We start from the raw sequence: 17943 nt of genomic DNA, 5'->3' as shown, positions 1-17943 counted from the left end.
CAGCACCAATCAACGAGGGATAACGCCATGGTCCAGCTAGCGGCAGATATTCGCGGGGTCATGATTCCCCTTACCGACGCCAAAATCCTGTTGCCCAACGCCTCCGTGTCCGAAGTCATTACTTACGGTGATCCCCAGGCGGTGGCTGACGCGCCGGAGTGGGTGCTGGGCACCATCACCTGGCGCGGCTGGCGGATTCCGCTGGTGTCGTTCTCGCTGATGGCCGGGCAGGCTGCCAACGAAAACACGTCCGGCGCCAAAGTGGCCATTCTCAAGGCGCTGGGCGGCAGCGCCAACATGCCGTACATGGCGCTGCTGGCGCAGGGTTTTCCCCGGCTGACCACCATCACGGAGGAAAATCTGCTGCTCGAGGGCAATCAGGAAGACCTGCCGGAGGGTGTCAGCCACGTCGTAAGCGTGAACGACGAGGCAGCGTTTGTCCCGGATCTGGACGGGATCGAAGAGCGGTTGGCGGGAATTTTGTGACCACGCCCGAGGCGGTTCAGGACCGCTATCCGGAATCGGTCAGCTACTGCTACGGCTGCGGCCGGAACAACAAATCCGGGCTCAAGGTCCGCAGCATTCCTGAAGGTGACGAGTGGGTCGCACGCTTCACCCCTCGCCCCGAGCACATGGCGGTCCCCGGTTTTGTGTACGGTGGCCTGCTCGCGTCCCTGATTGACTGCCACGGGGTTGGCACGGCCGCCGCGGCGTCTCTTGGAAGCGATGACCATGGACAGGAGATGCCGCGTTTTGTCACCGGATCCTTAACCGTCAACTACCTGAAGCCAACCCCGCTCGGGCCGGAGCTGGAGCTGCGGGCGCGTCCGCTGGAGATCGGTGAACGAAAGGTGCGGGTCAACGTGACCGTGAACGTTGGCGAGACCGAGTGTGTGCGGGGAGAAGTCCTGGCCGTCCGGCTCCCGGACTCCATGCAGTAGCGCAAGTGGGCTGCTTGAAGAGAAAGGTGACTTCAGTCGCCAGCTGGGCCTGGCTGGCAAGGCGCGAGCCGCCGCCAATGGCCGCAGCCCTTGGCAAGGCTCGCAACGCCGCCAGGCGGGCCCAGGTGGCGACCCGCAGGGCGAGCGTGTCAGGCGCCATGCCGGCGTTGATCCGCCGCGGCCATAGCTACGGCTATGACCCCGACCCATCGCCTTGACCTTGGGCCTTGGCCTGACGCCCGACACGCTCGCTGAACTTACCTTTCTTTTCAAGCGGCCCACTAGCCCACTAGGCCACTAGGCCGCAAAATCCCCCCACAGCGCCTGGGCCGCTGCCAGCATCGCCGGGCCGGCGGTTTCGGTGCGCAGAACGCGCGGGCCCAAGGCGGTTGCGGCGAACCCCTGACGCTGCGCCGCTCTCAGCTCCGCGTCGCTCAGTCCACCTTCCGGCCCAATCAGCACCGCCAGACCGTTCGGTGTTGACTGACCACGGCTCAGCGGGTCCCCATCCGGCGTCAGCGCCAGGCGAACATCGTAGCTAGCGTCAATCTGGGAGAGCGCCTCGTCCAGCGCGCTTAAGGCTTGGACCTGCGGCACCCAGCTGCGGCCGCACTGTTCGCAGGCCTGGACCACCACCGCCTGCCAGTGTTCCAGGCGTCGCTGGGCGCGATCACCGGACAGCCGCACCTCGGTCCGCTCGGAGCTGACGGGCATGACCTCACGGACCCCCAGCTCCGTCGCTTTCTGCAGCGCATAATCCATCCGCTCCCCGCGGCCGACGCACTGAATCAGCAGCGTCCCCAGCCCCTGCTCCGGGGTCAGGCCGAGGTCCTCCAGCAGCTCGAGGCGCTGGCCCGTCGCGTCGGCCAGCGCCGCCTGCCACTGCTGTCCTCGCCCGTTAAAAACCGTCACCTGGTAGCCGGGCTTCAGGCGCAGCACGCGGCGCAGGTAGTGTGCCCGCTTTTCTGGCAGCGTCCAGCCGCCGTTGGCGGGGGCATCGGCCAGGAAAAGCCGCTGACGTCTCATTGTCGCGGGGTGTCCTTCTCAAGTATGGTTGAGGCCTCCAAACGATCGACCTGGGCTGTTATGCAACAACGTAAAAACCGGGGCTTCACCCTGATTGAAATTCTGGTTGTGGTGGTGATCATCGGAATCCTGAGTTCGGTGGTAGTGCTGAACCTGGGCGGGGTCACCGACGATGCGCGCCGGCAGGCCGCTTTGACCGATATCCGCACCCTGGAGCAGGCGCTGGAGATTTACAAGCTTAACAACACATTTTATCCCAGCACTCAGCAGGGCCTGCAGGCTCTGGTCAGTGCGCCCGGCGGCTACCCTGAGCCCCGAAACTACAAGCAGGGGGGATACCTCAAGCGGCTGCCCAAAGACCCCTGGGGCAACGACTACGGTTACGCCAACCCGGGCAGCCGCAGCGAGGTCGATATCTACAGCCTGGGCGCGGACGGCCAGCCGGGCGGTGAGGGGCTGGCGGCCGACATCGGCAACTGGCAGCAGTAACCATGATCTTTCGGCCACGAAAGCAGGCCGGCTTTACCCTCCTTGAGGTTCTCGTCGTCGCGATCATCATGGCCGTCCTGGCCGGCGTCATGCTGCTGTCCAGCTCCCTGGCCGGGCCTGCCGCCAAAGCGGCGGACGCCCGTCGCCTGCTGATCCACCTGGTGAATCAACACTGCGAGGAGTCGGTGCTTCTCGGGCGTGAAGGCGGCGTTCGGCTGGTCGAAGAAGGTTACGAATTCTACTGGTGGGACGGCGAAGCCTGGGTGCCTCGGGAAGACAAGCTGTTCCAGCCCCAGGCGCTGAAGCCCCCGCTGACGCTGGAGGTATCGCTGCCGCAGGCGCGCTCGGAGCTGGCCGACGTGCCGGAGGTGGTCTGTGATTCGGCGGGCGAAATCAGTGAGTTCAGCGCGGCCGTTGTGGCAGACGCCGTCCGGATGCTCGTGACCATCGACGATCGCGGCAGACTGGTCCCCGACGATGCCGGCTAGTCAGCGGGGTTTTACCCTGCTCGAAGTGCTCGTCGCGCTCGTCGTGGTGTCCGTGGGCCTTGCAGCGATTTCCCGGCTGGGCGTCCAGCACGCTCAGTCCGCGATGGCCCTGGACGAGCTGACGCTCGCCGGCTGGGTAGCGAGCAATACGATCGAGCTGGCCCGGCTTGAGCCGACCGGTCTCAACGTCGGCCGACGTCAGGGCCAGACCACGATGGGGCGCCAGCGCTGGTACTGGGAGATGAACGTTGCGCAGACCGAAGTCGACTCGATTCTGCGGCTGGACGTCGCCGTGTTTGCCGACTCGCGGCGCCAGCAGCAGGTGGTCTCGCTGTCTGGCTTCATGCCCCAGGCGGTCGCGGGCCCCGCGCCGAGCGCCGTGGGCGCGGTGGCGGGCCCATGAGGACCTTTGCTCCTCGCCCAGCGTCCGATGGCTTCACGCTGCTGGAGCTGGTGGTCGCGCTGGCGGTGTTCGCCACCCTGTCGGTGATGGCCTACGGGGGGTTAGGCGGCTCCCTGCGCGCCGGCGAGGCGCTTGAGGAAAGTGCTCAGCAGCGGGCGGACCTGCAGCGCGCGATCCGCCTGATCGAACAGGACTTCCGTTACCCGGTGGCTCGCCCGGTGCGAGACCAATACGGCGATCCGGTGCCCTCACTGCTCGGGACGCGTCGCGCCATCGCGCTGACGCGAGCCGGCTGGGCCAACCCGGCGGCAGCGCCACGATCCAGCCTGCAAAGGGTGGAGTATCGCTGGCAGCGCGGCACCCTGACGCGGCTGCAGTGGGCGAGCCTCGATCGCTCGGCGGCCACGCCGGTTAACGAACGGGAGCTCCTGGACGGGCTGGAGCGGCTGTCGATCACGTATCACCGTAACGGCCGCTGGCTCGACGTTTGGCCGCCGGCCAATGGCGGGCCCGCGCCGGCGCTGCCCGACGCGCTGCGCGTGGAGCTGGAGCACCCACAATTTGGCGCGATCACCCGAGTGTTTGCCCTGGATACCGTCGCGGGTGTGCGGCGGTGACCGGCCAGCGTGGTGTTGCTCTGGTGACGGCGCTGCTGATTGTTTCGCTGGCGTCGATCATCGCTGTCTCCATGGCGCAGCGCATGCAGCTAGACATCCGACGTACGGGCAATCTGCTGGCCGTGGAGCGAGGCTATCAATACGCTCGGGGGCTCGAACTTTGGGCCATCGAGGCGCTGCGCCTGGACGCTCAAGAGTCCGCCGGGCGCGACTCTTACGTCGAGCCCTGGGCGAGCGAACTGCCCGTCATCACGCTGGACGAAGGGCGCCTGACCGGTCGCATGACGGACCTGGACGGCCGCTTCAATCTCAACAATCTGGTGCTGGACGGCGTTCGCCAGTCGGCGAGGATCGCGCAGTTCGAGCGGCTGCTGACGGCGCTGGCGCTCGATCCGGCGATCGCGCGGCGCTGCGTCGACTGGATCGACGCTGACAGTACCAACGAGCGGGACGGCGCGGAAGACGACAGCTATGGCCGCCGTCAGCCGCCGTATCGCGCCGCCAACGCCCCTTTTGTGGATCTATCTGAGCTGCGCCTGATCGACGGCGTGACCCCGCCGGTGTTCGACGCGCTCGAGCCTCACGTCAGCGTTTTGCCCGCGGCCTCTCAGGTGACGCCGATCAACGTCAATACCGCCACCGTGCCGGTGCTGATGTCCATCGATGCCCTGATCACCCGGCCGGTGGCAGAGTCGCTGTTTCAAAATGGCCGCGCCAATTTTGAGTCGATCAACGCGTTCCTCAATCACCCGGAGGTACGGCCCTTCCAGCAAACCCTTATCACCTATTTTCAGCAGCAACTTCTGAGCCTGGACAGCCAACACTTTCTGGCGCGCGGCCTCATCGAGATCGACGGACGAACGCGGCGCTTTCAGAGCCTGATCGTTCAGCTGGGCAATCGGTTTACGGTTCGCTGGCGCGCGCCCGAACGCTATAGCCGCGGGTATGCGGTGGCGGCGCAGCAGTCGGGGTAAACTGAGCACCATGCATCAACCCAGCAAAGCGCCCGCCGCGAGGATGATTCTTGGCGGCTGATCAAATCATCCTGTCCCTGGCCGGTGAATCGCCGCGCTGGTGGCATCCCCAGCACGGTGCCGGGCAGGGGCCGCTAAGCACGCTGCCCGAGCAGGGTCGTGCGCCGCTGCTGGTGCTGGTCCCTGGGCGGGACGTCACGATTGCGCGCGTTGTGCTGCCTGCAGGCAGTCGTCAGCGGCTGCGTCAGGCGCTGCCGTTTGCGCTGGAAGAGCAGCTGGTCGAAGACGTTGATCACTACCATTTTGCGCTCGGGGCAAAGCTGGATAGCGGCACCTGGCTCGCCGCCGCGGTGGCCCGCGATCGTATGACCGGCTGGATGGACGCGCTGGCGGAGGCCGGCCTGAGCCCCGACGTGCTGCTTCCCGAACCGCTGCTGCTGCCAACACCGACCGCCGAAGACCAGGCCAACGTGCTGCTCGAAGACGATCGCGCCCTCGTTCGGGTCGGCGCGGCGCAGGCGTTTGAGGCGAACTTAAGCGATCTCGACGTGCTGCTGTCCCTGCAGCCCGATCTCGCAAAGGTTCAGGTGGCGGATCCCGGCGGCCGCTGGTCCGGCGCGCCGGGCCTGACGCGTCAGCCGCTTGAGCTGGGCCGCTGGCCGAACGATCAGGCGGCGGCCATCTCCGCACCCGAACTCAATCTGCTGCAGGGGCAGTGGCAGGGACGCGGCGATGTAGCGGCGAGGATCGGCGGACTGTGGCGCTGGGCTGCGATCGCCGGAGCCGCAGCGGGCGTGTTGCTGCTCGCCAACCGCTACCTCGAGGTACGGGCGCTGTCCGAGCAGCTTCAGGCCCTGCAGGGCGTCGCTGGCGAGGTTGCCGGGTCCGCGCTGGATCAGGTAGCGCCCGGCAGTGACTATCGCTCCCAGCTGAGTGCTGCCCTGGGTCGGCTGCAGGGCGCGCGCGGTGCCGCCGAGGACGGCTTTCTTTATCTGCTCGAAATCGTCGGACCCGCGCTGGTAGCGGGTGACCGCGTAGAGCTCGCCTCCATCAACTTTCGTTCGGACGGCATGGTGCTGGATCTGACGGCCGGGTCGCTGGACCAGGTCGAAAACCTGCGCCAGCAGATCAGCAGCCAGGCGCCGGTGCCGGTGGTGATCGAGTCTAGCGAGACGGTGGTCGACGGCACGCGGGTCCGGATGCGCATCGGCGGGGACCAGCGACAATGAACGCCCGCGAGAAAAAGCTGGTCTGGCTGGCGGGCATCATGCTGGCGGTGTTCGTGATCTGGCTGGCCGCCTGGCGGCCCCTCACGCAGCAGCGCCAGACGTTGAGCAGCAGCGTCACGCAGCTCAGTGACGACCTGCCGTGGATGCGGGCGGCGGCGGCCGAGATTCAGCGGCTGGGTGACGCCGCGCAGCCTGTGAGCCGCGGTGGGCAGTCGCTGCTGGCGCTCGCTGAGAGTTCAGCCCGCGGTGCAGGCCTGGGTCAATCCTGGCGTCGCGCCGAACCGGGCGCCGGCGGAGAGCTGCGGGTGTGGCTCGAAAACGCGCCCTTTGACGCCATGCTGCGGTGGCTGATCGTGCTGCAGAAGCGGCATAGCGTGTCGGTAGCCGAGGCCAGCATCGATCAGGCCGGCATTGCCGGCGTGGTCAACGTTCGCCTGCTGCTGGCCGAACCGCTGGGCGAATGAGGCGTCGCTGGCTGGCGGGGGCAGTCGGGGTGGCCGCCCTGCTGCTGCTTGCGCTGGCGATTCAACTCCCCGCGTCGCTCGCCCCCCGGCTGCTGTCCAGCCAGCTGCCGCCGCTGGCACTAAGCGGCGTAAGCGGATCGCTCTGGCAGGGTCGGGCGGTCCAGACGAGCTGGGATCGCTGGCCGGCCGGAGCGGTTCGGTGGCGTGTCGCCATCCTGCCGCTGCTTGCATTTCGACCGCGGCTGGAGCTCGAGCTTGAAGGACCTCCGCTCCGCGGGCAGCTTGTGCTGCAGCGAAATTTTGACGGCACGATGCTGATCAGCGGCGCCCAGATCACGCTGCCGGCGCTATGGCTGCAGCAGATTATCAATCAGCCGGCGCTGCGGTTGGCCGGTACGGTTGATCTAAAGATCGATCGGGCGATGGTCGACAGCGAAGGCTGGCTGGTGGCGCTGGACGGCACCGCGCGATGGCGCGACGCGGTGGTCAGCGTCGACCAGCGCAGCGCCCTCGGTGATCTGCTGCTGTCCTGGACCACCGACAGCAATGGACGCATCAGCGGCACGCTGGCGGACGAAGGCGGGCCCCTGGCGCTGGCCGGTGAGGTTTCTATCGCTAATCGCGCCTATCGGGTTCGAGCGCTGGTGTCAGCGCGCAGCGGCGATGTCGCGCTGCGGCGGGCGCTGAGTTATCTGGGCCGCACCGAACCGTCGGGTGAAGTTCGGCTGGAAATTTTTGGCCCGCTGGTGCCGCTGAAGCCTACCTCGGGAACCTGAGACCCAACGGGGTTCCAGCCTAAGACAAAGGAAATGAGTTCATGAACGTTGAAGACCCCCGGCTCGCGTGCGCGATCCGCGCCGCCGACGCGGCCGAAGCGATCATCCGCGACAGCTACCGAAAAGGCCTTGCGGTGCGGCACAAGGCTGACCTGAGCCCGGTCACTGAAGCGGATGTGGCCTGCGAAAAGGCCATCTATTCGATCATTGCGGACGCCTTCCCGGACCATGGGTTTTTTGGTGAGGAGACCGGCCGGCAGGGCAATCAGGGCAGCAACAGCCTGTGGCTGATCGATCCCATCGACGGCACCAAGAGCTTTGTGCGCGGCTATCCTTTTCTCTCGACTCAGATTGCCCTGGCAGAATCCGACGAGCTGGTGGTCGGCGTATCCAACGCGCCGTTGTTTGAAGAGCGCGCCTGGGGTGTGGCCGGTCAGGGGGCGTGGCTGAACGGGGAGCCGCTAGCGGTCAGCACCATCGATGAGCTCAGCCGGGCGACCGTTTCGACCGGCAACCTCAAGTCCCTGGCCGCCAGCGACGCGTGGCCGGCGCTGGCCACCTTGATCGGCCGAACCGATCGAATTCGCGGCTACGGCGATTTTTATCACTACCACCTGCTGGCGGCAGGGCGTATCGATGTGGTGGTTGAGTCGGACGTCAACATTCTAGATATTGCGGCGCTCAAGGTTGTGGTCGAAGCGGCTGGGGGCACCATGACTGAGCTGGGCGGTGGCCCGATCACCGTCGATTCCACCTCCGTGTTGGCCACCAACGGGCTGCTGCACGAGGAAGTCTGCCGGCTGCTCGCTTTCTCAGGCTGAAGCAGTCCGACAGGACTAGTGTCCTGTTTGAACAGTTCGTTGTATTTCAGCGCGTGTCCACAAGGCCCTGGAGTCAGGCGCGAGCCGCCGGCCAGGGTGGTTCCCTGGCCAAGGCTCGCAACGCCGCTCCAGGCCTTGTGGGTCGCGCCCGAAGGGAGCCCCCTTGGGCGCCAATAACCGTGTTGCATCGCTTGCCAAGGGCGTCGGCCATTGGCGGCGCGATGCGCCTTGTTCTTGGCGCCCAACGGGGCTCTGAAACGCAACGAACTGTTCAAACAGGACACTAGCTAGCGCGACGGCAGCGAGACCCGCGGCCGGGGCGGACCAAACCGATCGAGCAGCGGGTTGAATACCGTGTCCGCCATCGCGTTCATGCCGTTGAGGTGGCGCTCGGTATCCGCCTGAATCTGGTCAACCCCGCCCACCGCCGCGTGCTTGAGCTCCGCTTGGTAGGCCGGCAGGTGCAGCCAGCGATGGATCAGGGCTCGATCCATTTCCAGATGAAACTGGAATCCGTACGCGTTGCCGTAGCGAAAGGCCTGGTTGGGGCAATCGGGGGTGCTGGCCAGATGGACCGCGTCCCGGGGGAGGTCAAAGCCATGACCGTGCCATTGGAAGATCGGCGAGGTTTGGTCCAGCGAGCCGAGCACCGGGTCCCCGGCAGTTTCGGCGGTTGGGGACAGCGGGTACCAGCCGATTTCCGGCCGCGGCAGCGGGCCGACGCTGGCCCCGAGCGCATGCGCCAGGAGCTGGGCGCCAAGACAGATTCCCAGCACCGGCAGCTCCGCATCGAGGGCGTCGCTGATGGCGCTAATCTCGGTCTGGAGGTGGGGCAGGCGGTGCCGATCAGCCACCATCATCGGCCCGCCGAGGACAATCAGTCCGTCATAGCGGGTGACGTCGACGGTGGCGGCGGGGTCCCGTTCGAAGTTGACGAAGCGAATCCGATGCCCGCGGGCTCGAATCAGCGCATCCAGCGTGCCCAGCGGTTCGGCCGCCACGTGCTGGAAAACCATAATTTTTGCCATGGTCTCAATAGGGGCGTTCGGTCGAGCCCCTATCAACGCACGCTGTGCACGCGGACACAAGACCCCTCGCTCTACGGGATCTTGGGCCGGAAGACCCACCGCGGCCACAGGAGCGGCCGCGTGAATCGGGCTAGGCGGCCTGTCGCTCCGCGCTGTCACCCCCGCGCCGCGCGAGCGCTTCGCGGATGTGGCGCCAGATGGTGGGGTTGAAGCCCATCCCGAGGTGTGAGGCAGAGACCTCAATATGCCGGACACTCGGGCTGGTTTGATCCTGCGCGGCGCCCCAGCCGACGATGGCGTCGCTGCGGCTGACAATCGCCGTGATCGGGACCGAGATCGGCGTTGACTCCCGCTTGGCGGTTTCCCGCTCGATCCAGTCCAGATTGATTTTGCGCTGGCGAAACCAGTCAGCGGCGGCCGTATACTTTGGGCCGCCGACCGTCGGTGACCCCATGGTGATCACCTGGTCGATCAGCTCAGGAAAATCTCGCGCAACCTCCCGCGCCATAAAGCCACCGAGGCTCCAGCCGATCAGGGTGACGGGCCTGTCGAACTCCTGCTGAAACTCGGTCACCCGCTCAACCAGCCGGTCGATCACGTACGGCACGCCAGCTTCACGGCGGTAGGGTTCGAGCCGCGGCATGTCCCAGCGCTCCGATACGTCGGACTGCTGATGATCCACATCGAGCCCGCCCAGATTTCTGCCCAGCCCCCAGCCGACGGCGGGATAGCCCAGGCGTGTAAGGAAGTATCTTAGCGGCCGGGTATAGCTGTCGCCGGAGCCGAACCCCGGAATCACCATAATCGGCTGCTCGGCATTGTCTTTTGGAGCGCTCAGGCGCGCCCCGGCCAGGACCGGCATCATGCGAAGCACGTCGAGCGCGGCTCGGGATTCGAGCAGCAGCTGCGGCTTGGTTGGTGGTGCAAGGGTGCCAGGAATCCTGGTTGCCATGGTGTTTACCTGTTACAGTTTGTTCAGACACGAACAATATAGTTCAGGTATGAACGAAATGCAACCCGATCCACATCGCGATGATTTTGCCGCCTGGCTGAGCGTCGTGAAGACCTACGCGCTCTGTGAGAAGGCACTGACGCGCGCGCTCGCACCGCTGCAGCTTTCCATCCCCAAAAATGACGTGCTGATGAACATCGCCCGCCGCCCGGGCCTGACGCAGCAGCGGCTGGCGGATCGGCTGCTCGTGGCCCGCAGCAACGTGAGCATGCTGCTGCGCGATCTCGAGCGCGACGGCCTGGTCAGCCGCCGGCCCTGCGCCACCGACGGCCGGGTAAAGGAGCTGTTTCTCACCGATGAGGGAGAGGCGCTCGTCGCGCGCAGCCGGCCGGTGCAGCAGGCGGTGGTCAGCCACATGCTCGGCGTTTGCAGCCCGGGGGAGGTCGAACAGATGGCCGAGGTCATGGAGCGGGTCGCGCAGAGCCTGCGCGAGCTTCTTGAAGACTAGTGCGCTGTCCCGCAAATAACTTTCGCTTCAGCCCGTCCCAGAACGGCTGTGGGAAGGCACGAGCCGCAGCGCCATGGTCATTCCATGGCCAAGGTTCGTAACGCCCCCACAGCCGTTGTGGGATGGGCCCTGCGGGAGCGTTGAGGACGCACCATGGCCGCGTTGCATGGCTTGGCAAGGGCTACGGCCATTGCCGGCGCCACGCGCCTTGCCCTGGCGCGTCCTCAACGCTCTGAACGCAAGTTATTTGCGGGACAGCGCACTGATCTATAGCCTGAACCGGTTAGAATCCGCCGCCATGGACGATACGCTTCAGGCCCTGCGACAGCAGGGGCAGGATCTTTGGCGCTCCGGGAGGTACGGCGCCGCCACGCGCAGCTTCGCGGGGGCCGCACGATATGGGCAGGAGCGGGACATCCTGGCGTTGCTGCGTGCGCTGCTGGCGCTGGGCAACCTCAGCGAGGCGGCCAAGCTGGTGGCGTTCTGGCGCCAACGGAGCCCTGACTCCGGAGCGCTGGCCGCCTACGAGGTGCTGCTGCTGTGGGCGGCCGGGCGCACGGTTGAGGCACGTGACGCAGCACGCCGGCTGGACGCCTCGCCGTTTTGCCAGGCGGTCGCCTGGGCTGTGGAGGCAGCGGCCGCACCGGCCACCCTTGCTGCACCGAGTCCCGCGTCGCCGCCCTGGTCAGACGCGATGGACGGCATGGCCCACCTGCTGCCGCAACCCGACCTGGCGTGGCTGGCATTTCCGGCAAACGTGCTCGACTGGGCGCTGGCAAACGCGCCGACGGGCGGGCTGTGCGTGGAGTGCGGCGTCTTCTGGGGCCGCTCGATTCGCCTGCTGGCTGCCCGCCGGGACCGGGTGCACGGCTTTGACAGCTTCGCCGGCCTGCCCGAAGCGTGGAAGGTCGGTGAACCGGAGGGCGCCTACAGTACGGGCGGGCAGCTGCCGCAGGTACCCGCCAACGTCTTGCTCTACAAAGGCTGGTTCGACCAAACCCTGCCAGCTTTTGTCAGCGACCAGGACCAGCCACTGGACCTGCTGCACGTCGACTGCGACCTCTACAGCTCGACGCTGACGGTGCTGAACGCCTTTGCGCCGCTGCTGCGGGAAGGCACGGTGATCGTCTTTGACGACTACATGGGTTTTGCGGGCTGGCGCGATCACGAGCACCGCGCGCTGGAGGAGTTCAGCAAAAGCCGGGGCATAACTTACGCGTACCGAGCGGCGGCCATGCTCGGACGCGAGGTGGCGATCACCGTCACCGACCCGAGATCTGACCGCACGTGACCGATCAGCCCACCGCCTCGGTTCGCTTTGTGCGCCTCATGGCCCAGCGGCTCCACGAATACGGCGCCGGTGCGCACCGTCTTGAGGGCGCTGTTAAAAGCGTCGGTGAGCGGCTCGGTCTCGAGGTGGAGGTGTTCTCGTCGCCAACCAGCATGTTCCTGACCTTTCGCGAGGTTGGCGCCGACCCTGACGACGTCCTGCTGCCGACTCAGCTGCTGCGCCTCAATCCGGGTGAGGACGATCTGGGACGCCTGTGTGCCGTGGACGCGGTGAGCGAAGCGGTGGCAGACGGGAGTCTCAGCGTCGCCGACGGTGCCGCAGAGCTCAAGCAGATTGCGCTGCCGGTGCCCGCATCACCACTGCCCGTCCTGACCGCCTGGGGGATCGTCGGCATGACCGTGGCCGGCCTGCTGGGCGGCAACTGGGTCGACATCGGTCTGGCCGCCGGGCTGGCGGTGCTGACCGGCTTTTTCAGTCTTCGCAGCGCTCGCCTGCTCGAGCTGGGCAGCTTTGAACCGATCGCTGCGTTTGTGGTGACGGTGCTCGCCTATGTCTGTGCAACCTGGCTCGGCGGTTCGAACGTCCCGCATATTGTCGTCGGCGCGCTGATTGTGCTGATGCCCGGACTGTCACTGACCATGGCGATCACGGAGCTGTCGACTCGACATCTGGCGTCCGGCACCGCGCGTTTCGCCGGGGCGGTGGTAGGGCTGGTCAAGCTGGCTTTGGGCGTGGTGATGGCGACCCAGCTGATGAACCTGCTGGGCTTCACTCAGCTGACGGTGGTGGTGGATCCCGTGTCTTCACCCTGGTTCACCTGGCCTTCCATCGTGCTGGTCGGAGTGGCTTTCGGCGTGTTGTTCAAAGCCCGCCGCTCGGACTATCCGGCGATGGCACTGGCTGGACTGCTGGCGTTTACGGTGAACAAGCTCGCGGGCGGAGCGCTGGGCGCTGATGTCGGCGTGTTTTTTGCCGCCTTTGCGGTTGCGGCGCTCAGCAACCTGTATTCTCGCGTGCTCCGCCGTCCGGCCTCGGTTATGCGTCTGCCAGGGGTGATATTGCTGGTTCCCGGTTCCCTCGGCTATCGCTCGCTGACGCTGATGTTTTCCGACAACGTGAACGACGGCCTCGCCGCCGCGGTGGCGGTGGCGACGGTGCTGGCGGCGCTGGTTGCGGGACTGCTGCTGGGAAATACGGTGGTTCCCCCACGCCGCCATCTCTAGGGGTCGCTGGCCGAAGGGGCCAACACGCCGCACGTTCCAAGAGCGGGCCCGGGAGTGGGCGCCAAGAATCCGGCACCTCCCTGTGCCGGTTTCGCCCCTTTAGAACCGGTGGCAACCGCCTGCCTGCAGCTCATCCCTGAAGCCGGCGGGTGCCGTCGGAAGCCCGCTGTTCCCCGCAAGCATGCCGACGATCATCCGGGCTTCGCGGTCCGAAGTCTCAACGGAAAGCTAATGGATTTGTGACGATCCCATGACCGGCGCAGGGCCGGTGTCATGGAGGGCTCAATTCAGCGGCTGCCCAGCAGGGCATCAAGGGCACCGATGATCGCCAAACTCCTTGCTACAATTAGCGCTTGGCTTAGCGGCGTGATCAGTGAGGTCCATGGGTTTACAGATCGACCAAAGTCGGCGCGAAGCGGCGATCGACGGCAGCGTCCTGGACCTGGAACCCAAACTGTTTGATCTGCTGCAGCGCCTGGTCGCCGCCAACGGTGAGCTGGTCAGCAAAGATCAGCTGCTGGCGGCGGTCTGGGAAGGCCGGGTTGTCAGCGATGCGGCGATCTCTCAGGCTGTGGCCAAGCTGCGCCGAGCCATCCGCGCGGCGGGCGTCAGCGAAGACCCCATCAAAACGGTACACGGCCATGGCTATCGCTGGGCGGGCGCAGACCTGCTGAGGCCCTCGGTCGACGAAAGGCCTATGGCGCCGAAAGCGCCATCCCAAGGGAACACGACAGCCCGCAGCAGCGCTCGCTGGCGCTGGGCGGTGCTGGCCGTGCTGGCCCTGGCTGCGCTGGTGCTGGGTCTGCGGCCAGAGCAGGCGGCCGCCCCGGCGACGCTGGCGGTTGCGCCGCTGGCCGTTGCCGCCGACAGCGACATCGACTGGGCTGAGCTGGGCTTAGCCTCGATGCTCGGCGACGCGGTCAAAGACCGGACCTCGCTGCAGGTGATGAGCGCTGCCCGCGTTCGTTCCGCGCTGCGCCGGCGCGGCATTACCCGCGCGGATCCCGCGGCCCGACAGCTCGCCGCGCTGGCAGACGTGGCCGGCGTCGACCACCTGCTGCTCGCCAGCGTGTCGCGCGGCAGCGGGGGTTATGAGATTCGATACGAGCTGGCGAGCCCAAGCAATCCGGTGCAGAGCGGCACGCTGGCGGCGGACAGCATCGAGATGCTGGCGTCCGGTCTTTCGCAGGCGGTCGCCAGCGAGCTGGATGTGGCCTACGCGGCCGGCATTGCCCTCAAAAAAATCTCCGCGGACGAATTTGTCAACGAGGCGTTCGCCCGCGGCATGCAGTCGCTGCTCAGCGGAGATGCTGAGCAGGCCAGGGCGTTTTTTGACAGTGCGCTGGCCAGCGACCCCAAGATGGCTTGGGCTCGGTATGAGCTGGGCAACGCCCTCAATCAGCTCAGCCGCTTTGAGCAGGCCGTGGGGGCTTTCAACGAAGCCCGCGCCCAGGCGTTGGCCAGCGGCGACATCAACCTGGCCGGCGCCGCCGCAACCGGGCTGGGGATGGTGGCGTGGCGCAACGGCGATCTGGTGCTCGCTGAGCAGCACCTGAACGACGCGCGGCAGCGCTTCCAGGCGGTCGGCAATGATGCCAACCTCGCGAGCGCACTGGGCAATCTGGGAATCCTGGCGGAGAACCAGGGTCGCCGAGATGAGGCCAAAACGCTTTACGGGCAGACGCTGTCGCTGTATCGCCAGGCCGGTAAAAAGCTGGGTGAGTCTGTCGTCTACAGCAACCTGGCGGCGCTTGAGCGGAAGCAGGGACGGTATGTTGAGGCTGAAACGCTGCAGCGCCGGGCCGCGGAGATTCAGGAGCAGGTGGGCCTGAGGCAGATGCTGGTGTTTTCCTACTCGGAGCTCGGTACCGTCATTTTTGCGCAGGGTCGGTGGGAGGAAGGAGCTGAGTTTCTGGAACGTGCCGTGGCGCTCGGCCAGGAGCTCGGCGATCGGCTGGGCGCCGCCGACGCGCTGTCAGCGCGCGCCGAGCAGCTGATCCTGCAGGGCCAGCTGGCCGAGGCTAAGCGGCGGCTCGAGGAGGCGCTGGCCGTGCAGCGGGAGCTGAACAATCCGGCCGGGGAAGGCACCACAAGGCTGCTTCTCGGGCAGATCGCGAGCTGCCAGCGAGACGAGGGGGAGAGCTTCCGGCAGGCTGATCGGGCCGTAAGCCTGTTCGAGGAGCTGGGCAACCCCCTGCTAAGAGCGCGTGCGTTGATCGCGCGGGCCGGCAGCGGCGTGGGTGCACAGACCGACAACGACCTCGCGGCAGCGCTGATCCTCGCCCAGGACACCGCCGATTCCTCGCTGCTCGCTTCCGTGCTCAAAGCGCGGGGCGAGCGACAAAAGGACCCCGAGCTGCTGAGGGAGGCCCTAGACCACGCCCAGGCGGCTGGCGACCAGCGGCTGCGAGCGCTGCTGGCGATCGAGCTGGCGCTGATCCTGCTGGACGACGATGATGCTGACGGCCGCGAGCTGGACGCGTTGCTGGGAATCGCTCAGCGCTGGCAGCCGGCCTATTCCGGCAGCCTGTTTCTCGAGGCCCGACTGCTGCGCCGCAGCGGTGAACCTCAGGCTGCGCTGGCACAGCTGGTCAAAGCCCGAGATGCGGCTGGGGAGTGCTGGCAGCCGCGGCAGCAGGCGCAGCTGGATGAGCTGGCTGCCGGAGGCCTGAACTGATGACGTTGGGTACGGAACTCCTGATCGAGGGCCAGCGGCTGCCGAACTTTTTACGGCCCGAGCGAAGCCATCGTCCGGTCAACTACTACGCAGAATGCTGCGGACGGCCTCAGGTGCTGGTGGTCAGCCCCTCGCCCCTGGCCCCGGAGCAGCAGGCGCAGCTCTCGCGTCTCGCCTCCGGTGATGCCCTGCTGGTGGTGCTGCAGGTGGTTTCGGGGCCGACCCGGTTGGCGCCGATCGCGGGAGTTGATCTGCTGCTGGCTGACGACGGCCAGGTCGCCGCATTCTTAAGTCGAGCGCCTGATCCTGCCGTTCTCGTACTCGATCGCCAGTTTCGGCTGCTGCAGCGCCAGCCGCTGACGGGGACCGATCCGGATCAGCTGAGGCAGCGCCTGGAGGCCGCCGACGAGGCCGCTCAGCACGCGCCGGTGCTGGTGGTCCCGCGGGTGATGTCGGGCGAGCTTTGTCGGCAGCTGATCGCGGCGTATCACCAGGATAACGAGGCCTCGGGGGTGTACCGGCTGGCGCAGGGGAAGGCGGTCTATGAGCCTGATCCCGACGTCAAAATCCGGCGTGAACACCGGATGACCCACAACCACCCGCTATGGCAGACGGTTGAGACCCGGCTGCGCCTTTGCCTGCTGCCGGAAATCCAGTGGGCATTCAACTACGAGGTCACCCACTTCGAAGGGGTCAAGGTGGTGGCGTATGACGCTCGCGACGGCGGTCATTTTGCCCCGCACCGCGACAACGACGGCGAGGATACGGCCCACCGTCGCTTTGCCATGACGCTCAACCTGAACACCGATGACTACGCCGCCGGGGAGCTGTGTTTCCCCGAGTATGGCCAGTGCTTCAAGCCAGAGGAGGGCGCCGCCGTGGTGTTCTCCTGTAATCTCGCGCACCAGGCCAGGCCCGTGACCGAAGGCGTTCGGTTTGCGCTGGTCAGTTTTTTCTACTCGCAGCCCGACCAGTTTCGCGAAGTGCCCATGGAACGACGCGTTTGAGCCTGCCGCCCCAGGTCCGGCTCGACACGCCGGACTGGTTCTGCCAGCAGCTGGACCTGCCAACGCGCAGATTCTTGCTGCGGCCGATGACCGCCGACAGCTACCGCCGCTCGCTGTTTCTCGATGAACGTATCGCGGCGCCCAGCGCCGAGCAGCAGATTGTTGCGATGGCGGCGTGTCGGGAGCCGCTGGCGGAGGTCGAGGTGTTGCCGGCGCTGTGGGTGTTTCATCACGGTCACTGCGGCTCCACCTACCTCAGCCGCATGCTGGAGCAGCTCAGCCCGCTGCTGGCGCTGCGCGAACCTATGACGCTGCGCGCCCTGGCGGTGTTTCAGCGCGACCTCGCGAGCCCCCTCAGCCTGATGGACCCGGCCGACTTCGACGGACATCTCGACCAGCAGCTCAGGCTGCTGACCCGGCGCTACGAGCCGTCGCTGCCGACGCTGGTAAAGGCAACCAGCGACTGCGGCAGGCTGGCAGGGCCGCTGCTGGCCAGCCACCCTGAACACCGGGCCCTGCGCGTGGGTATCCCCCTGGAAAGCTATCTCCAGACGATGCTGCGAAGCGAACTGCGGCGGCAGGAGCTGTACCACTTCTCCCAGACCCGGCTGGCTGACCTGCAGGCCCTGGGGCTGGGTCCGAGCGTAAGGCTATATCAGCTGACGCCCGGCGAGCTGGCCGCCATGAGCTGGCTGGCGGTCAACCGATCGCTGGACGCCGCCGAGGCCGAGCTGACGTCGGCGGCACCGGGCGAGCGTGTTCTCAGCGTGGATTTTGAAAGGTTTCTGGCCGAGCCGGTGACGCAGCTGGCTCGAATTGCCGCGTTCTATGGCATCACACCCAGCGAGGAACAGATCGAGCAAGCAGCCCGGGGTGAGATCGCTCAGGGGTACTCCAAAGACCCAGCCATGCGCTACGACCGCAGCAGCCGGCAGGCGGAGCTCGAGCAATCGGCTAAAGAGCACACGGACGAAATCCAGCGAGGGCTACGATGGGCTGAAGCGTTCAACGCCTGATCGCCGCGGTGGG

Annotated in this window: 21 protein-coding genes; 18 read left to right on the top strand and 3 right to left on the bottom strand. The window is 66.4% G+C overall.

All coding sequences use genetic code 11. The features are described from left to right. The first annotated feature begins 27 nt into the window (after positions 1–27). The 3 genes from AAF358_15950 to AAF358_15940 are packed head-to-tail and all read left to right on the top strand — an operon-like array spanning position 28 to position 1159. Positions 28–486, top strand: a complete 459-nt coding sequence (locus tag AAF358_15950; GenBank protein MEM7707049.1) for a chemotaxis protein CheW — start codon at positions 28–30, stop codon at positions 484–486. Beyond that, positions 483–941 (top strand): PaaI family thioesterase, encoded by a 459-nt coding sequence (locus AAF358_15945; protein ID MEM7707048.1) that lies wholly within the window; start codon positions 483–485, stop codon positions 939–941. The genes AAF358_15950 and AAF358_15945 overlap by 4 nt, the downstream gene beginning before the upstream one ends. 26 nt (positions 942–967) lie before the next feature. Next, the gene (locus AAF358_15940) at positions 968–1159 is read left to right on the top strand and encodes a hypothetical protein (protein ID MEM7707047.1); all 192 of its coding nucleotides are present in this window, start codon (positions 968–970) and stop codon (positions 1157–1159) included. Positions 1160–1238: 79 nt separating this feature from the next. Here the strand turns inward: AAF358_15940 and AAF358_15935 are convergent, their stop codons facing one another. After that, positions 1239–1967 carry a 16S rRNA (uracil(1498)-N(3))-methyltransferase gene (locus AAF358_15935; GenBank protein ID MEM7707046.1) on the bottom strand — a complete coding sequence of 243 codons (729 nt, stop codon included), beginning with the start codon at positions 1965–1967 and terminating at the stop codon, positions 1239–1241. Between the two features lie 60 nt (positions 1968–2027). Between AAF358_15935 and gspG the strand changes: the two genes are divergently transcribed. Genes gspG through AAF358_15890 form a run of 9 tightly spaced genes read left to right on the top strand, consistent with a single transcriptional unit; the run spans position 2028 to position 8228 of the window. Next, positions 2028–2456: a type II secretion system major pseudopilin GspG gene (gene gspG / locus AAF358_15930; GenBank protein MEM7707045.1), complete on the top strand. Its 429-nt coding sequence runs from the start codon at positions 2028–2030 to the stop codon at positions 2454–2456. A gap of 2 nt (positions 2457–2458) precedes the next feature. Continuing rightward, complete coding sequence (locus AAF358_15925) at positions 2459–2944, top strand: prepilin-type N-terminal cleavage/methylation domain-containing protein (GenBank protein MEM7707044.1); 486 nt, start codon at positions 2459–2461, stop codon at positions 2942–2944. Next, positions 2934–3347 carry a type II secretion system minor pseudopilin GspI gene (gene gspI, locus AAF358_15920; protein ID MEM7707043.1) on the top strand — a complete coding sequence of 138 codons (414 nt, stop codon included), beginning with the start codon at positions 2934–2936 and terminating at the stop codon, positions 3345–3347. Before AAF358_15925 ends, gspI begins: the two co-directional genes overlap by 11 nt. Beyond that, the gene (gspJ, locus tag AAF358_15915) at positions 3344–3964 is read left to right on the top strand and encodes a type II secretion system minor pseudopilin GspJ (protein MEM7707042.1); all 621 of its coding nucleotides are present in this window, start codon (positions 3344–3346) and stop codon (positions 3962–3964) included. Before gspI ends, gspJ begins: the two co-directional genes overlap by 4 nt. Next, entirely contained in the window at positions 3961–4938 is a 978-nt protein-coding gene (gene gspK, locus AAF358_15910) for a type II secretion system minor pseudopilin GspK (protein MEM7707041.1), read from the top strand. The genes gspJ and gspK overlap by 4 nt, the downstream gene beginning before the upstream one ends. Positions 4939–4988: 50 nt before the next feature. Further along, positions 4989–6167 (top strand): type II secretion system protein GspL, encoded by a 1179-nt coding sequence (gene gspL / locus AAF358_15905; GenBank protein ID MEM7707040.1) that lies wholly within the window; start codon positions 4989–4991, stop codon positions 6165–6167. After that, positions 6164–6631, top strand: a complete 468-nt coding sequence (locus tag AAF358_15900; protein ID MEM7707039.1) for a type II secretion system protein M — start codon at positions 6164–6166, stop codon at positions 6629–6631. The genes gspL and AAF358_15900 overlap by 4 nt, the downstream gene beginning before the upstream one ends. After that, on the top strand, positions 6628–7407 hold the full coding sequence (locus tag AAF358_15895; protein MEM7707038.1) for a type II secretion system protein N: 780 nt from the start codon (positions 6628–6630) through the stop codon (positions 7405–7407). Before AAF358_15900 ends, AAF358_15895 begins: the two co-directional genes overlap by 4 nt. Before the next feature lie 41 nt (positions 7408–7448). Next, complete coding sequence (locus AAF358_15890; protein MEM7707037.1) at positions 7449–8228, top strand: inositol monophosphatase family protein; 780 nt, start codon at positions 7449–7451, stop codon at positions 8226–8228. Positions 8229–8515: 287 nt separating this feature from the next. Here AAF358_15890 and AAF358_15885 read toward each other — a convergent pair whose 3' ends face one another. Both AAF358_15885 and AAF358_15880 read right to left on the bottom strand, forming a co-directional pair. Continuing rightward, the gene (locus AAF358_15885) at positions 8516–9244 is read right to left on the bottom strand and encodes a gamma-glutamyl-gamma-aminobutyrate hydrolase family protein (GenBank protein ID MEM7707036.1); all 729 of its coding nucleotides are present in this window, start codon (positions 9242–9244) and stop codon (positions 8516–8518) included. 142 nt (positions 9245–9386) lie between these two features. Beyond that, positions 9387–10208 (bottom strand): alpha/beta fold hydrolase, encoded by an 822-nt coding sequence (locus AAF358_15880; GenBank protein ID MEM7707035.1) that lies wholly within the window; start codon positions 10206–10208, stop codon positions 9387–9389. A 49-nt stretch (positions 10209–10257) separates the two neighbouring features. Between AAF358_15880 and AAF358_15875 the strand changes: the two genes are divergently transcribed. The 6 genes from AAF358_15875 (at position 10258) to AAF358_15850 (ending at position 17930) form a co-directional block, all read left to right on the top strand. Next, on the top strand, positions 10258–10716 hold the full coding sequence (locus AAF358_15875) for a MarR family transcriptional regulator (GenBank protein ID MEM7707034.1): 459 nt from the start codon (positions 10258–10260) through the stop codon (positions 10714–10716). A gap of 298 nt (positions 10717–11014) precedes the next feature. Continuing rightward, the gene (locus AAF358_15870; protein MEM7707033.1) at positions 11015–12007 is read left to right on the top strand and encodes a class I SAM-dependent methyltransferase; all 993 of its coding nucleotides are present in this window, start codon (positions 11015–11017) and stop codon (positions 12005–12007) included. Continuing rightward, a complete protein-coding gene (locus AAF358_15865; GenBank protein MEM7707032.1) occupies positions 12004–13230 on the top strand; it encodes a threonine/serine exporter family protein in 1227 nt (408 codons plus the stop codon). Before AAF358_15870 ends, AAF358_15865 begins: the two co-directional genes overlap by 4 nt. A 382-nt stretch (positions 13231–13612) precedes the next feature. Next, positions 13613–15907, top strand: coding sequence for a tetratricopeptide repeat protein (locus tag AAF358_15860; protein MEM7707031.1), 2295 nt, complete (start codon positions 13613–13615; stop codon positions 15905–15907). After that, positions 15907–16914, top strand: a complete 1008-nt coding sequence (locus AAF358_15855) for a 2OG-Fe(II) oxygenase (protein MEM7707030.1) — start codon at positions 15907–15909, stop codon at positions 16912–16914. Before AAF358_15860 ends, AAF358_15855 begins: the two co-directional genes overlap by 1 nt. Further along, positions 16911–17930, top strand: a complete 1020-nt coding sequence (locus AAF358_15850; protein ID MEM7707029.1) for a hypothetical protein — start codon at positions 16911–16913, stop codon at positions 17928–17930. Before AAF358_15855 ends, AAF358_15850 begins: the two co-directional genes overlap by 4 nt. Positions 17931–17943: the final 13 nt, after the last annotated feature.

This window comes from Pseudomonadota bacterium, from assembly GCA_039033415.1.
In the GTDB taxonomy this organism is placed as follows: Bacteria; Pseudomonadota; Gammaproteobacteria; order Xanthomonadales; family SZUA-38; genus JANQOZ01.
The sequence above is the reverse complement of the archived record's forward strand: the minus strand, read 5'-3'. Positions and strand labels throughout refer to the sequence as shown.